Here is a 17,010-nt window from a genome sequence, read left to right as displayed (position 1 = left end):
GTGGCAGGCTGTGGGTGGTGTGCCGGAGTGCTCCGGTCTGTTGCTGCCGTTTGTCCGTCCCGCCCCTGGCTGATGCTTCCATTCCCAGTCTTCAAGGCACTTGCCGCCCCTGCCGCAAGGGAACGGAAGGCGGCAGGAAGCAGGGGGAGCAAAGCGCAGCCGATAACTTAACGAAAGTTAAACATCGGCTTTCCCGTCCGTCCCCTGTAACTTATCCCCATCCATAATCGTCATATATACAGAGAGAAGATGAAGAAAGTCAGTTTCCGTAACGATGTGTTGCCGTTGAAGAACGAACTTTTCCGGCTCGCACTCCGTATCACGCTCAACAGAGCGGAAGCCGAGGACATCGTGCAGGACACACTGATAAAGGTATGGAACCGCAGGGAAGAATGGAATGCCATCGACTCCATCGAGGCTTTCAGCCTGACGGTTTGCCGGAATCTGTCGCTCGACCGCATCAAGAAGAAAGGGAACGACAACGACTCCCTCGAAGATGTGAAGGCTGCCGAGCCCCTCGCTTCATCCAATCCGCAGGACCGCATGATCCAGACGGACAAAGTCCGCCTCATCAGACAGATTGTAGACGGACTCCCCGAGAAGCAACGGAGCTGCATGCAGCTGAGAGACTTCGAAGGGAAGACCTACAAGGAAATAGCCAGTGTCCTTGACATCAGCGAAGAGCAGGTAAAAGTCAATATCTTCCGGGCACGGCAGACGGTCAAACAGAAATATTTGAAATTAGACAATTATGGATTATAAGTACATCGAGCAATTACTGGAACGCTACTGGCGATGCGAGACATCTCTCCAGGAGGAGGAGATTCTCCGTATGTTCTTCTCTCAGGAGGACATTCCAGCCGCCTTGCTGCCTTATCGTCATCTGTTTGCCTATGCACAGAGCGAGAAGACGGAGGAGGTGTTGGGAGATGACTTTGACCGCAAAGTCCTGGGCCGCATCGAGGAGGAAGAACCTGTCAAGGCGCGCGTCATAACCATGCGCCAGCGGTTTATGCCGCTCTTCAAGGCGGCTGCCGTTGTGGCCATCTTCCTCACATTGGGCAATGCCATGCAGGTGGCTTTCTCCGATGGAGACGGCCGGCAGGCTGTCCCGGCTACAGCGGCGGTGGAAAAACCGCAGGAAGGGCCGTCCGTTGCCAAGGCCGACTCCGTGAAGGGAGACACCTTGCAGCACAAGATACAGAGTCCTGTGTCTACCCTCACAAAGTAAAGACAATTTCTATGCTTTCTCTATAATAATCATTTTTAGTTAAACAAGCAGAGGCTGTGAAGTCTCAATTCTCTCAAATTTTTCATAACATACTAATGTAGAAGAACCGATGCTCCACGTGGGTGTCGGTTTTTTCTTTTCCCCTCTCAAGGGGTTCTCTCTCTGGTCCGGCGGACGGGCTGGCAGGCGGTAATGGCAGGCTGTAGAGCGGGATGCGGTGTGCTGTCCTTTCGCATGAAAACACAGAAACACGAAGAGTCCGGTCGGTTTCATCGCAACGGTCTGCAGATGCAGGGACTCCGGCTTTCTGCTTTCTCAGATTCCCAAGGCAGTCCGAATGCCATGGAGTGTCTTGTACAATGGGATGGAAAGGCGGGGGAGGGAATGCTGCATCACAAGAAAGCGCCGGCGGTGCAGGGGCGGCGACCTGTTGACGTGTGCTACCGGTGCCTGTCAGAGGCGGAATGGAAACCGGACAGCTTCTTTACAGATTTGAAAGTATTTTACATTTTGCAGATGAAAATCCCCTGTTCTCTTACTGAAGAAACCTACCAGGAATGGGGATGACCTGCCCCTGGACCCCAACCGGCCGTCACCTATGTTCCAACTAACGCCCGTTAGCATCCCAAGAGGGCGTTAGTTGCAAGCCAACTAACGCCCTCTTAGAATGTTGTCAGGCACCTTTTCCTGTAAGATTCCTATGTGTCTGTCTATAAGTGATTTGCTACCTCTCTTGAGCCCTGTTCGTTTTCCGGTTTCATTCGTTCCCCCTTCCGTTTCCGAACAGATTGTCTCCTCACATCCTCCTGATAAAACAAAAGTAATTTTTATGGACAAAACATGCGCTTTTAAGACGACTTTTCCTGTCACTTCCGTCACGCTTCCCTAATTAATGAGATGTTTATATACAGGGAACTGATGAAAAATATTAAAATGATAGCAGGACAAAATCGGCTCTATAGTTTAAATCGTTTTTAATTTGACAGTATGTGAAACTGAAAGACTTATTATCTTAATCGGCCGTTGGATGGAGTGTAATCTCGATATTCATCTACGACTCTTTGGCCTTTATTGAATACATATTTAAGCGACAATCTGAATATTGGTCCAATGTGCCGTTGATAAGAGGAATATTGACCATCAACATAATAGAATACTCTTTTAGCATCTCTTGCAAATACATCATTAAGAGTCAATCTAAGCTGAAGATTCTTTTCTTTTAGCATCATATATTGTAGCTCAAAATCTAAAGAGCCATTTGCTGCCGCATTCATTAAAGAGGATTTATATGTTGGATAATAATTTCCATCTATTGATAAGTAAATCCTACTTGCTGGAGAGTAACTTATATTAGAATGAATGTTATAATTAACATACGAACACTTTCGATTAACAGGCAATGAAAATTGGTTTTTAAAATTATATAGCTTATCATAAGCGAGGTTGAACTGGAATTGCCCCATAATTTTCTTGTCTGCAAAACGATACGGTATGACTATATTTGTCTTAAACGTCTGTAGATCTGCAATATTCTGATAGGTACTAGACAAATGTTTACCATTTGAGGAAAAAACATTTCCAATGAAGTCATATGTTAGTATATATGAAAAATTAAGATTCATATATTTAAATAGTGTGTTATAAATAACAAAGCCGTATGCTTTATTTGGTTTCAAATCTCGATTACCATACACAGATACCATATCATTTGCCTGTCTTTCTCCATACACCATCCATGAATATTTAGGCCTGTTTATATTTGAGACAATACCAATAATCGAATTATAATTGTTCATATTAATATACGTCAACAAGGATGGAAAGAAATTGACATAATGATTGCTGTTGTTGTTAGTAGTAGAGGAATATGTATATTGTGTATTCTCCATTCGGAAACCAAGACGTGTAGATACTCGCTTAGAAAATGTATATCTTGCTTGCGCATATAAACCTGTTAGTACTTCATGACCAGAAAATGATTCGTCAACATCATTTCTATTCATGTTTACATGTGAATAGATAACATGATCTTTCACTTTATTATAGTCCACCTGTAGCCCATAAGAGAATAAAAATGATTTTACTTCTGAGTTTAAATCTATATTAAATGTATTCATATATCCACTCATCCTCAAGTCTGAACTCTTGTATACCTCTCCTTTTGTCTGGTAATCAAATTTAGAGTTGTCCTTTCCATATGAAAAGGAATATGTCAAATGGCCATTTGTCCTTTTGTTGATAGAAGGCAAAGTATATGACAATGAAATATTATAAAGGTCACTATGGGCATGTTTGTTCGCAGTATATTGATTGATGTTATAATTGTTCCAAATTAAATCGGCACTGCCTTTATCGTAATATACAAACGCATTAAGACTTAATTTGGATTTGTTTGTAAACTCATAAATTGTACTTCCTCTATATGTAAACACATTATTTCTGCCATCGCTGAAATTATGGTCATCAAGGATTTTGAGACCATTATACGACAAGCTATCTGTAGATGACTTGTATATTCTTTCGTTTGCAAATGAAAGCGTGCCATTATAAAGCCATCTACTTTTCTTTACCATATAAAAAATATTTCCACCAGAATCATACATTCCATGTGGGAAAATTGAAGTAAAAGCATATGGTTGTACTGACTGACCCAGGGGTATATTGCTTTTAGTATTAATATTTATAACAGCCTCGGTGGATGCACTATATTTCCCTGAATTGACAAAAGTCAGTTCTATATTTGCAACAATATTTGCAGGTAAACTCTCCAGAAAAGCCTCCAATGATTGTGGTGAAATATTTTGCTTTACATTATTTACATATATGACTGCATTTTTCCCACCCAAAGAATAATTTCCATTAGAGTTCTTAACAATTCCTGGGATATGACGTAATGCATCTGACAATTGCAAATTTTGTTCCATCTTCATTTTTCCAAAATCGACAACGACCATTCCATCTTTCCTGTATATCCAGTTACTTTCAACCACAACCTCATTCAGCATCTCATATTTGGGCTTAAGATAATATGTTGTCCCATTACTTGTTAATTTTGTTGTGAGAGAATTAAAAGATACATGACTCATAGAAATAATGTGGCTATCTTTCAATGCAACACTATCTAATTTAAAGTAGCCATGGCTATCTGTTAAAGCAAACAACTCGCTATTATTGTCGACTTTTACCAACACATTAGCAATGGCAGTAGAATCTATTTCATCGAATACATATCCATCTACAACTTGCCCAAATAAAGGAAGGGTTGCAAAGAACAGAAATGACATACATATATACTGTTTTTTTGCCATATTTGTATTACATTATATAAACGCTCCAAATTTACACATTCTTTTGGTGAATACCACGTTTTACAAGTTATTTTTCACAAAACCGTATCGATAAATAATATTTAAAACATATATTGTGCAAAAAGCTGTTGATGACCACCTTGATTGTATAGAGGAAATTATCAACATTCCACAATTAAAGAACTAACTTGAGGAGTTAGACAAACCAGATGCGGTTACGGAAGTTCTTAAAGAGATTATACTTCAATGTAAAGTCGAATTTAATTATAAATATGACTAAATATGTCGCTTATTTAGGGTTTTTCCGTTAAAGGGATAGATTTATATGACTGCTAACACTATGGGAAGGTCTGTGCTCGCCTTCCAAAACGTCACGCACCTGTTTCTCAACCAACTGTAAATCAATGTTGCATAGATTGATAGGTGATGCAAATCCTTTGACATCCCATAAACATCAAAGAACCTCATCTACGCATTTTATGGAGGGGCCGGTTCTTCTGTATGTGTGATTGGTTCACTTTAGGCAATGGACTCAAAACGGCTTTTCCTGTCACTCCCGTCACACTTGTTCAATAATTAAAGTGCTTATATACAGTGGGTTGGTGAGAAATGTTAAAATGACGGCAAACGAAATTAAAACTTATGTTTGAGGATAGTCAGTCTGCTGAAGGGTCTTGTCAGTGACATTACGGCACACACAAGGGACAAGTCTTCACATTTCGGCAGGTTTTATCGCTCTCCTTCCGGAATGGGGGATGAAAGCGGGGGAGCTGTGTCCCGGTGGTTCTGTATGGGATGTACAGGGAGGCGGCTATACTTTCTCTCTTTCAGGACAGCACGCCAGCGTATGTCTGACACCTGATATAATCTCCCCCATTTCCAGCGCGTTCAGTCCTCTGATCAATACGTTCGGTTCTCTGATGTCCAGTGCATAGTTGGAAAGTGCGGGGACACAGTGGAAGAAAGGAAGATCGACAGGCTCTCCTTTCCGGGACGTGCTGACAAAAATGAGGCGTATGTCGGCGAATCCGTTTTTACCTTTCCTGTACAGCTCGTTGGGGTACATCGGCAGAATGGTGTTTATCCCCTCCGTCACGACAAAACTCAGGATGGGCTTCTTCCCCTCCTTCGTATAGCAATGCGGTTTTGCCATATAAGCCTGGGCCCACAAGTCTGCCTCCTCCTCTTCATCCTCCATCACCTCTGTCGTGTGCTGATTGTTCCGGCATTCCTTATGCCTGTTTTTCTTGAAGAAGTCAAATATACCCATATGGTCTGCTGTTACTGTATTGTTCTTTGCAAGTGGAATAAACCTGATGTGCGCAATCGGAATACAGACAATACGCTATTCCGAAAACTCTTGGTTGCAAAGTTAAAAACTTCATGGAATAAACAGTTTGTTTCGTACGTTAAAAAGATTAAATGGTATATGTGGTATAGGGTTATCATCGACAAAAACGGGAAATGATGGCCAATTTTCCCTGATTTTGAAAAAAACTCAATAGGATACGCCTCGTGCGTTTTCCCACGGTTGGATAGCACGGAACAGGAAGTGTCTGTCTGTCTTTTTCATTTATTTTACTACGGGTTCACACACAGAATGGATTGTCTTTCCTTTAAAGAAAAAGCATTTTCTTTATCCGACTGGATTATAGTTCGGGAATTTTATCTAAATTTGCAATGGGAAAGAATGGTACCTTCTGCGGGGCTGTCCGTCCCCGCCCCTGAAAACAATCAAACAATGAACAGCTGTAACAGACAAACTGAATGGTACTGAACTACATTTGGATAGCATTCTTCCTCATTGCCTTCGTCTTCGGAATCATCTCTCTGCTGACGGGTGACACGACGATCTTCCAGAAGATGGTGGATGCGACCTTTGATTCGTCCAAGACCGCCTTCGAGACATCATTGGGACTTACCGGAGTGCTGGCACTTTGGCTGGGCATCATGAAAATCGGTGAGAAGGCAGGTGTCGTAAACGTGCTGGCACGGATACTCAGTCCTCTTTTCACCAGACTTTTCCCTGACATCCCGAGGAATCACCCTGTCATGGGGTCCATCTTCATGAATATCGCATCGAACATGCTGGGACTTGACAATGCGGCCACGCCTACCGGACTGAAGGCCATGGCACAGATGCAGGAGCTGAATCCGAGGAAAGACACGGCAACGAATCCGATGATCATGTTCCTGGTGCTGAATACGTCAGGGCTGACCATCATCCCGACGACCATCCTTGCCTTCCGGAGCTCGTACGGAGCTGCCCAGCCGACGGATGTGTTCATCCCCATCCTGCTTGCGACGACCGTCGCAACGCTTGCCGGAATCATCATCACGGCCGGCTGGCAGCGCATCAATATCTTCCAGCCTGCTCTGCTTGCCGCCCTTGTGGGGCTGACGGCTTTCGTGGGTCTGGTGATCTGGGGATTCGGACAGATGGACAAGCAGACGATGGGTACGGTGACCTCCGTTGCCTCCAATCTTATCCTCATGTCGATCATCGTCCTTTTCATCGGTGCCGGACTGCTGCGGAGAGTAAACGTCTATGACGCTTTCATAGAGGGAGCCAAAGAAGGGTTCTCTACGGCTGTGCGCATCATTCCCTATCTGGTTGCCATCCTCGTGGCAGTGGGAGTATTCCGTGCATCGGGTGCAATGGACCTGCTGATAAAGGGAATACAGTGGTGTGTGGGGCAATGCGGACTGAATACCGATTTCGTCGGTGCGCTGCCGACTGCCTTCATGAAGCCGCTGTCGGGCAGCGGGGCACGCGGACTGATGCTGGAAGCCATGAAGAGCTACGGCCCCGACTCGTTCGTCGGCCGGCTCAGCTGTATCTTCCAGGGCTCGACGGACACGACTTTCTACGTTCTGGCTGTTTACTTCGGCAGCATCAGCGTGAAGTACACAAGACACGCTGTAGCGTGCGGACTGCTGGCGGACCTGGCCGGCGTGATTGCCGCAATAGCCGTCTGCTATGTTTTCTTTTAGATGACGACAGGACGGTAACCAGGCGATAACAGGCAATATAAGCGGTAATAAGCCCAATAACAAAGCGACAATGGCAAATTTAAAATCACTTGCAAAGGACACTGCCATCTACGGTATGAGCAGTATCATCGGAAGGTTTCTGAACTATCTTCTCGTCCCCCTCTATACAGCAAAGATCAGTGCGGCGAGCGGTGGTTACGGTGTCATTACGAATATCTATGCCTATACAGCTCTGCTGCTCGTCATCCTGACCTACGGCATGGAGACCACTTTCTTCCGTTATGCCAACAAGACGGACCAGAATCCACAGAAGGTTTATTCCACTGTCCTGTCGATGGTAGGACTGTCGTCACTGCTGTTCATTGCAATGGTTTTCGTCTTCCTGCAACCCATCTGCAGTTTCATGGGCTACTCGGCGCACCCCTCTTATGTATGGGTAATGGCGGTTACGGTGGCGATTGACGCCTTCCAGTGCATTCCTTTTGCCTACCTCCGGTACAAGAAGCGTCCGATAAAGTTTGCGGCATTCAAGCTGCTGTTCATCGCTCTGAACATCGTCCTGAACCTTGTCTACTATCTTGTTCTCGGCGGACATGAGGTGGGTTACGCCTTCTACATCAACCTTGTCTGCACGGGAACCATCACCTTCTGCTTCTGGAGAGAACTGAAAGAAGGTTTCTTTGCAGGCGGGAAGCTGCTTGATATGCCTTTGGCGAAGAAGATGCTGTCGTATTCCTGGCCGATTCTTATCCTGGGCATTGCCGGAATACTGAACCAGACGGCAGGCTACATCCTCTTCCCCTACGTCTACAAGGGAAACGATGCACACGCACAGCTCGGTATCTTCGGTGCAGCGAGCAAGATCGCCATGATCATGTCGATGATTACACAGGCCTTCCGATATGCCTATGAGCCGTTCGTCTTTGGCAAGGCACGCGACAAAGACAACAAGGAGACCTATGCCCGCGCCATGAAGTTCTTCATCATCTTCACGCTGCTGGCGTTCCTGGTGGTAATGGGGTACATGGATGTTCTGCGCCATATCATCGGCCGGGACTACTGGGTAGGACTGCGGGTCGTTCCTGTCGTGATGGCGGGCGGCATCATGACGGGTGTTTATTTCAACCTCAGTTTCTGGTACAAGCTCATCGACAGGACCATCTGGGGGGCCTACTTCTCGGGAATCGGCTGTGCCGTAATCATCGGCATCAACGTGATTTTCGTACCGCACTACGGCTACATCGCCTGCGCATGGGCCGGCTTCCTGGGCAATGCAACGGCAATGGTATTGTCGTATCTCGTCGGCCAGCGCAAGTATCCGATAGACTATCCGCTGAAGAGTATCTTTACTTACGTACTGATAGGCGGACTGTTTTTCGCCATTATCGCTTACAGCAACGCCAACCTTTCAGTCCCGGCAGCATTGGGTGTCAACACGCTGGTCATCATCCTCTTCATTGCACATATCGTCTATCACGACCTGCCTTTGGCACAATTATGCCGACGCATATCAAAATAGTAGCTTTCTGCAGTCGGAGAAACAGCAGAAGCCGATAAAGGAAGCTAGGGGACGGCGGCTCCAAACGACACAGGAGAAGATTTTAACGGACACCGAAGAAAATTTCCTGAAGGATGCCGAAGACGGCTTCTGAAGGAATGGAGAGGAAAAAGAACGCAGCCGACGACACCGTCTGTCAAAAACCTCCGACTGCCAAAACATATTCCCCTTCCCCCTCCGACTTCTTGAACTCCCAGGAAAGCAGTATAAATATATCATTCAACAAATAATACGAATATGAAGAAATCAGCTTTGCTTATCGCCGGACTTCTCGCATGGGGAAGCACATCCATGCATGCCGATGAAGGTATGTGGACGCTCTACAACCTCCCTGATGCGGTCTACGAACAAATGGTTGCCGAGGGATTCCAGCTGCCTTGCGACATGCTTTACAACTCACCCGATGCCATCAGCAATTACGTTGTCAACTTTTCAGGATTCTGCTCGGGTGTCGTCGTGTCGCCGGATGGACTTGTGTTCACCAACCATCACTGTGGCTTCAGTGCGATAAATGCCCATTCCACCGTTGAACACGACTACATGAAGGACGGATTCTATGCCAGAAACTACGTCGAGGAACTGCCCAATGAAAATATGTTCGTGTCGTTCATGAAGAACCAGCAGGACATCACGGACCGTGTCAATCGACTCATTGCAGGCAAGAATGCCGAACAGACAGAGGCCGCCATCGACTCTCTGACGAACCACATGACCGACTCCGTAAAGGCGATTGACAAGACCTTACACGTGACCATTGACCCGTTCTACGAGGGAAACAAGTATTACGCAACGACCTATCAGGACTTCCCTGATGTCCGGCTGGTGTTCACCGTGCCCAAGAGCATGGGAAAATTCGGCGGTGAGACGGACAACTGGATGTGGCCGCGGCAGACCTGCGACTTCTCCGTCTTCCGCATCTATGCCGACCCCAAGACCAACGGACCGGCGGCCTACTCAAAAGACAATGTACCTTACCATCCTGCTCACTGGGCGCCGGTAAGCCTTGAAGGCTACAAGGACAAGGACTTTGCCATGACCGTGGGTTATCCTGGTTCGACCAGTCGCTATCTGTCGTCCTACGGTATACAGCGGCGTCGTGACATCGACAATACGACCCGTGTACAGGTGCGTGACATCAAGCTCGCCATCATGAAGAAATACATGGACCAGAATGAAAAGACCCGCATCCAGTATGAGAACAAGTATGTCGGCTCTGCCAACTACTGGAAGAACTCGATGGGTATGAACAAATGTATCGACTCCATCGGTCTTATCCGGCAGAAGGCGGAATACGAAGCGAAGATACAGAAGTGGCTTGATGCCAAAACCGTGAAAGACCCGGCTGTAAGCGTAGACTTCGCCAAGCTGGGTAAACTCTATGAGACAAGCAGGGAACCGGCATTAGCCCAAGCCTATTGGAACGAATCGTTCTGGAGGACATCGGAGTTTCTCCAAAGAACCTTCGACCTTTCGCGCGGAGCCATCGAGCTGCAAGGACCGAAAGGCGATCCCAAGAAACAGTATATGCAGTTCAAGGACAACAGCGATGAATGGAATCTGGCACTCGACAAGGAAATGACAGCGGCCATGCTGAAGAACTACGCCGGCCATGTGCCGGCCAGGTATCTTCCTGATTTCTACAAGACTATCAAGGACAAGTTCGGCAACAACTACAAGAAGTACACTGACTGGGTGTATGCCAACAGCAAGCTGCTGACAAAGGGGCATAAATTCTATAACGATGAGAAGAACCTCAAGGACCCGGGCATACAGCTGGGTATTCAGCTTATCATGGTCTACCAGGCAATCATGGCAGACCTGTCAGAAAAGGAAGAATCCATCGAGAGTGAAGAGAAGAAACTCTGTGAGGCAAAGGTACAGATGGAGATGGATATGCCCCATTACAGCGATGCCAATTTCACAATGCGTCTCTCTTACGGACAGGTTGGGGGCTATATGATCGGTGGCTTCAACAGCAACTATTATACGACAGCCGAGAGCATTGTCGAGAAGATGAACCGTGGCGCAAAGGTTGAAGATTATCAGGCAGAACCAGTCATGAAGGAGCTGATGAGCGTCAAGGACTTCGGTCGTTACGCTGACAAGACAACCGGAAAGATGCAGCTCTGCTTCCTTACCAACAACGATATTACCGGCGGAAACTCCGGCTCACCGATGTTCGACGGCAAGGGACGTCTCATCGGTCTTGCTTTCGACGGCAACTGGGACAGTCTTTCAAGTGACATCAACTTCGACCGTAACCTTGCCCGTTGTATCGGTGTTGACATCCGTTTTGTCCTCTATATGATGGACAAGTGGGGACACGCAGACCGGCTGCTGAAGGAGATCAATCCGCAGTAAAGGATTACTCCCCAGACTTGGGGAAGACGAAAGACCATCATAGGCCCGCACCGATCCAAGGGCCGGCTTATAAACTTACGACAGACAGCACAGCCCTGTCCCGGCAGTCTCTGCCTCGACGGGGCTGTGCTGTACTGTACAGTACCGGAAGACAGGCCGTTGCTCCGCACTGCTTTGTTTTGTTCTCACGAATGTAAGCTGCTGCCCCTTGAGAATAATCCGAAAGCTACATTCATCCGGAAGTGGATAGGAGAGAAGCGGCACATGGAAAACCGGCTGGAACTTGGCGAAGTGGCAGGTCGGCTGCATACCGGCCGTACTTGTCTTCCGCAACACATCAACAGGGACTGGATATGCCCTTTGGCGGCCGGCTGTCCCAACTGCAACAGAATGAAGCTGAGCAGATGCTTGCGGAAAAGCCTTCGGGCAAGCATCGCAGAGCTGGTGTTGCCCTGTGGATGTTCTTCTGTCAGCTGCTTTTTCCATCTCTTCACGGCCGAAGGGACGGCACCGTGGCAGTGGAGAAACACACAGGAGGAGAAGAATCGGTTGCAGCCGAGAGCTGGCAGGACATTTCTCCGACTTCTCCACGAACAGTCCTTATAAAGTTCGTGATGCGATAGACAAAAAAGGAAGGAAAGTTCTTTGGACAAGCGTTTCCATGAGTGAATTGTAATAAAAAATACCATTGTCGAAAGTACTGATGCCTAACAGCGTTCCTGTTAAGCCTTGACTGGGGTTCAAAAGGTGCTTAGTTGAAGGCCGGCCAAGGCTTAATTGAAGTCCAATCAGGCCTCTTTTCGTTTGCCTGCTTATAACGGTCTGACTGTGTGGAGATTAGGGATTGGAAACAAGACCGGGCTTACCGCTGCCTTGGACAGTGACAATGAGAGTTTTTGTAAGGATATTTCATGACTGAAAAAGGGGTACACAGCCCGTATGACCGCCTCGGTTCTTTCTTGGCGGACACACAGACTGCGTACCCCTGTATTTCTCAGAAGGTTTCTGTTGTCAGAAGGCTACGGGCCGTCGACTGCCCGTTGCAAGCTCCACAGCTTTGTTGACGATGTCGCTCTGCTCGTTCCATACACGGAAGTACTCGTTCATCTCCCAAAGGTCGCGGGCTACGAGCGCCTTCAGCTGATGGCTGAGGTAAGGAAGCGTCGTCTTTAGCTCGGTCTCGTTCTTCGGCTCTACCTTCTCTTTCTTCCCCTCGGCGACAATTGCGTCAAGCAATGACTGCGGTGTCGCATAGTCCCTGTTGAATGCGTCAAACGACTTGTATCGGGCCTTCAGTGCGGTGCGATTGGCATCAGCATACTTCAGATAGGCATTGATGATGATGCTCTTTGCGGAGAGGAGACGATGGTAACGGGTCAGCCGGGTCGTATCCAACGGTACGAAACAGTCGGGCATGATGCCGCCTCCGCCATATACGACACGATGATCACGGAGGGTGTAATACTTCAGCGAGTCAGCAAAATGGATGCTGTCCGGATGGAACAGCTCGCCATGCTTCAGGCGGTTTTCAAGGTCCATCTCATAGTCCTTCAGGTCGCCTTTCCGGTAAGGCTTCTGGATGCAACGGCCGCTGGGGGTGTAGTAATGGGCGATGGTCAGCCGGATCATGCTGCCGTCGGGGAGGTCGAGCGGCCGCTGTACAAGCCCCTTTCCGAAGGTCCTGCGTCCGATGACCGTTCCCCGGTCATTGTCCTGGATGGCACCTGTCACGATCTCGGCAGCTGATGCAGACAGTTCGTTTACCAGGACATAGACCTTGATCTTCTGCAGCCGGCCGTTACCTATAGCCTGATAGTTATGCCTGCGGGAGCGGCGTCCCTCGGTATAGACGATCATGTCACGGTCTTTCAGGAACTCATTGGCAATCTGAACAGCCGACTGCAGGAAGCCGCCGCCATTGTCCTGGAGGTCGAGGATAAGGCTTTTCATGCCATTCTTCTGCAGTGAGTCAACAGCATTCATGAATTCGTCGTGTGTCTTCATGCCGAAGCTCTCCAGGCGCACATAGCCCACACCGGGACGGATCATATAGGCAGCATAGAGCGTATGTACGGGAATCCTGGCACGTGTGACGACGAAGGGCAGTACGCCTTTCACGCCCCGGCGGACGATACCCAGCTTGACTTTCGTACCTTTCTTGCCCCGCAGCCGCTTCATAATATCGATACGTGCCATCTTCACACCGGCTATGGCGGTGTCGTTGACGCTCACGATACGGTCGCCGGCAAGGATTCCCACTTTCTCGGATGGGCCGTTGACAACGGGCTGGAGCACGACGACAGTGTCTTCAATCATGTTGAACTGTACGCCGATTCCCTCGAAGTCGCCCTGCAGCGGTTCGTTCATCGCCTTGGTTTCCTTGGCATCGGTATAGGTGGAATGCGGGTCGAGCTTCTCGAGCATGCCCCTGATGGCGTCCTCCGCCAGCTTCTGTTCGTCCACGGAGTCCACGTAGAAGTTCGTTATCGCCATCTCCGCCAGCTGGAGCTTTCTCAATGGAGAAGCGTTTCCAATATTACCTCTAATCTGTGCCTTACCAATAACAGGCAACAGAGACATCATTAATAATATAATAATAGCTTTTTTCATCATTTGAACTTTATAAAATCACGTTCTTTCATCTTATATTCACTATTCTTCCAAATGCGGTTTCACACAGAGACATGGAGAGCACAGAGGGAGAAAAAGACAGATTCTTGTAGAAAACGGTCAAGAGTCTAAAGAGGTGCTAAAGCACCAAGAGAGTTTAAGGAGTAATCACTAAAAACCATTCAGGACTCTGTGAATACCATCCTTAAGCATATTGACATCAAAGTTTATCAAATATCCATATCTAAGTTCCCGCAGCTTCAGATAAGTCAGCAATTGCTTAAAATGTACTGGTAGCAACTCTACCACCGACTTAATTTCAATGATGACTTTTTCGTCAATCAACAAATCCAAACGATAGCTTTCACCAAGTTCTATTCCTTTATATAGCACTGCGACAGGCACCTGCCTTTCTACTTTAAATCCATTCTGTGTCAGTTCATACGTCAACGCCTTCTCATAAACACTCTCTAATAGTCCAGGGCCTAATAAAGAGTGGACAGTGTAAGCACATGCTAAAAGCCGATACGTGTAATCATCTGATATTTCTTCCATGCCCCTCTTTATGTCATTGTTTATAAACAGATTGACGTTTGAAAGTATGATGCTATTTGTTGTCTCTGCATCTTTATCCTCCCATCAATCCCCCATCTTCCACTATGCTAAAGTCATTTCCTCTTCTCCGTGTTCTCCTTGACTCTGTGTGAGCCTTGTTACACACATAAAAGATTACCTCTAATGCGTTTTTTCAAAGAAAAGCACTTACTCTCCGTTTTCCTCCGGCAGGTCCTCCTCAATGACGAGGTTGTCGATGATGAAGTTCTGGCGCTCCATCGTGTTCTTGCCCATGTAGTATTCCAGGAGCTTGGAAACCTGGTCGTTCTTGTGCAAGGTAACCTGTTCGAGGCGCATATCAGGACCGATGAAATGGGCGAATTCATCAGGTGAAATCTCACCGAGGCCCTTGAATCGAGTTATTTCAGGCTCAGGACCGAGGTCGGAGATGGCTGCCAGACGCTCCTCCTCGGAGTAGCAGTAACGTGTGATAAAATCGTTCTTCTTCTCGTTCTTGGCACGGTGGGCATCCGCATCGGCAATGACCTGCTTGTCTTTTATCTTCGTCCGGCGGTTACGGACACGGAAGAGGGGGGTCTGAAGGACATAGACGTGCCCTTTCTTGATGAGTTCGGGGAAGAACTGCAGGAAGAAAGTGATGATGAGCAGACGGATGTGCATGCCGTCCACATCAGCATCCGTTGCCACGATCACCTTGTTATAGCGCAGTGAGTCGAGGCCGTCTTCGATGTCAAGGGCAGCCTGAAGGAGGTTGAACTCCTCGTTCTCATATACCACCTTCTTCGTCAGTCCGAAGGAGTTGAGGGGCTTTCCACGCAGCGAGAATACCGCCTGGGTGTTGACATCCCGGCTCTTGGTGATGCTTCCGCTGGCCGAATCCCCCTCGGTAATGAAGATGGAACTTTCCTCTTTCCGGTTGTTCTTCACATCGCAGTAATGCACACGGCAGTCGCGCAGTTTGCGGTTGTGCAGGTTGGCTTTCTTGGCACGTTCACGTGCCAGCTTCGTCACACCGGCCATCGCCTTGCGTTCCCGTTCGGTCTCCTTGATTTTGTTTTCAAGTATGTCTGTGAAGTCTTCCTTGTGTATATGGAGATAATTGTCGACGTTTGTCTTGATGAAATCACCCACGTACTTGTTGATGGATTCGCCGTCGGGTGCCATCTGGGTAGAACCGAGCTTGATCTTCGTCTGCGACTCGAAGACCGGTTCCTCCACGTTCACGGCGATAGCCGCCACCAGTCCGTTACGGATGTCGCCATACTCATATTTGCCGAAGAACTCCTTGATCGTCCTCGCGATATGCTCTTTGAAGGCCGTCTGGTGCGTGCCGCCCTGCGTGGTATGCTGACCGTTCACGAAAGAATAATACTCCTCACCGTACTGGTTGGTGTGTGTGAAGGCTATTTCTATATCCTCTCCTTTCATGTGGACGATGGGATACAGCGGGTCGACAGTCATGTTGTCCGTCAGGAGGTCCTTCAGTCCATGCCGGCTGAGGATACGCCGTCCGTTGTACATAATGGTCAGTCCCGTATTCAGGTAAGTATAGTTGCGGAGCATTTCCTCCACGATGTCATCATGGAAACTGTAGTTCTTGAAGAGTGTATTGTCCGGTTCGAAGTAGATGTATGTGCCGTTCTCATCCGCAGACTTCTTCGTTTTGTCGCTCCGGATGTTGCCTTTCTCAAACGAAAGTTCACGTACCTTGCCGTCACGGAAGCTCTTCACCTCGAAATGGGAACTGAGCGCATTGACGGCTTTCACACCGACACCGTTCAGTCCGACGCTCTTCTTGAAGGCCTTGGAATCGTATTTGCCACCGGTGTTCAACACCGAGACAGCCTCGACGAGCTTGCCCTGCGGAATCCCCCGACCATAGTCTCGGACACTGACACGCAGGTTGTCTTCCACGTCAATCTCGATCCGGTCGCCGGCATTCATCTTGAACTCATCGATTGAGTTGTCTATCACTTCCTTCAAAAGCACATAGATACCGTCTTCCGGCAGCTTTCCGTCGCCCAGCCGGCCGATGTACATACCCGGCCGGGTGCGTACATGCTCCATGTCCGACAGATGCCGGATGTTGTCGTCGGTATAGTCTACGGGTGTGGGGTGTGGGGTGTTGAGTATTGATGAATTGTCCATATATTGGGTGGTGAATGTTGAGTGTTGATGAGTTGTCTGTATACCAGGTGGTGGATGTCGTGTGTTGATGAGTTGTCCGTATATCGGCCGCCGGGCGTTGACGAGTTGTCCATATATCGGCCGGCTTCAGATTGAAAGACTGTAGCAGGGATTTTCTTGCTTCTGCAAGTTGCTTTGGAATGCAAAGGACCTGATGGTCAAAATCCTCCCGCCGTACAGCAGAA

10 protein-coding genes are annotated in these 17,010 nt (G+C 47.8%); 5 read left to right on the top strand and 5 right to left on the bottom strand.

The features are described from left to right. Window positions 1–249: 249 nt before the first annotated feature. A complete protein-coding gene (locus tag DYH27_RS07605) occupies window positions 250–762 on the top strand; it encodes an RNA polymerase sigma factor (protein WP_025067096.1) in 513 nt (170 codons plus the stop codon). After that, a complete protein-coding gene (locus DYH27_RS07600) occupies window positions 752–1,231 on the top strand; it encodes a hypothetical protein (protein ID WP_013670806.1) in 480 nt (159 codons plus the stop codon). Before DYH27_RS07605 ends, DYH27_RS07600 begins: the two co-directional genes overlap by 11 nt. A 1,007-nt stretch (window positions 1,232–2,238) precedes the next feature. On the opposite strand, the gene DYH27_RS07590 is transcribed toward DYH27_RS07600, so the two are convergent. Next, on the bottom strand, window positions 2,239–4,539 hold the full coding sequence (locus tag DYH27_RS07590) for a TonB-dependent receptor (protein WP_244595158.1): 2,301 nt from the start codon (window positions 4,537–4,539) through the stop codon (window positions 2,239–2,241). 811 nt (window positions 4,540–5,350) lie between these two features. Continuing rightward, the gene (locus DYH27_RS07585; RefSeq protein ID WP_013670810.1) at window positions 5,351–5,809 is read right to left on the bottom strand and encodes a hypothetical protein; all 459 of its coding nucleotides are present in this window, start codon (window positions 5,807–5,809) and stop codon (window positions 5,351–5,353) included. A gap of 497 nt (window positions 5,810–6,306) precedes the next feature. On the opposite strand from DYH27_RS07585, the gene DYH27_RS07575 reads away from it, so the two are divergent. From DYH27_RS07575 to DYH27_RS07565, 3 genes are all read left to right on the top strand, one after another. Next, entirely contained in the window at window positions 6,307–7,533 is a 1,227-nt protein-coding gene (locus tag DYH27_RS07575) for a nucleoside recognition domain-containing protein (RefSeq protein ID WP_013670811.1), read from the top strand. Window positions 7,534–7,603: 70 nt separating this feature from the next. Then, window positions 7,604–9,052 (top strand): oligosaccharide flippase family protein, encoded by a 1,449-nt coding sequence (locus DYH27_RS07570; protein WP_025067100.1) that lies wholly within the window; start codon window positions 7,604–7,606, stop codon window positions 9,050–9,052. Between the two features lie 276 nt (window positions 9,053–9,328). Continuing rightward, a complete protein-coding gene (locus tag DYH27_RS07565) occupies window positions 9,329–11,452 on the top strand; it encodes a S46 family peptidase (protein WP_025067101.1) in 2,124 nt (707 codons plus the stop codon). Between the two features lie 1,011 nt (window positions 11,453–12,463). On the opposite strand, the gene DYH27_RS07555 is transcribed toward DYH27_RS07565, so the two are convergent. The 3 genes from DYH27_RS07555 to DYH27_RS07545 all read right to left on the bottom strand — a co-directional run bounded on the left by DYH27_RS07555 (window position 12,464) and on the right by DYH27_RS07545 (window position 16,786). Continuing rightward, window positions 12,464–14,065, bottom strand: coding sequence for a S41 family peptidase (locus tag DYH27_RS07555; protein ID WP_029754934.1), 1,602 nt, complete (start codon window positions 14,063–14,065; stop codon window positions 12,464–12,466). Window positions 14,066–14,233: 168 nt separating this feature from the next. Beyond that, on the bottom strand, window positions 14,234–14,617 hold the full coding sequence (locus DYH27_RS07550) for a GxxExxY protein (protein WP_025067104.1): 384 nt from the start codon (window positions 14,615–14,617) through the stop codon (window positions 14,234–14,236). A gap of 207 nt (window positions 14,618–14,824) precedes the next feature. Further along, complete coding sequence (locus tag DYH27_RS07545; RefSeq protein ID WP_025067105.1) at window positions 14,825–16,786, bottom strand: DNA topoisomerase IV subunit B; 1,962 nt, start codon at window positions 16,784–16,786, stop codon at window positions 14,825–14,827. Window positions 16,787–17,010: the final 224 nt, after the last annotated feature.

The organism is Prevotella denticola (genome assembly GCF_900454835.1).
In the GTDB taxonomy this organism is placed as follows: Bacteria; Bacteroidota; Bacteroidia; order Bacteroidales; family Bacteroidaceae; genus Prevotella; species Prevotella denticola.
Note: the sequence above shows the minus strand (reverse complement) of the source record. Positions and strands in the feature narration are given on the sequence as shown.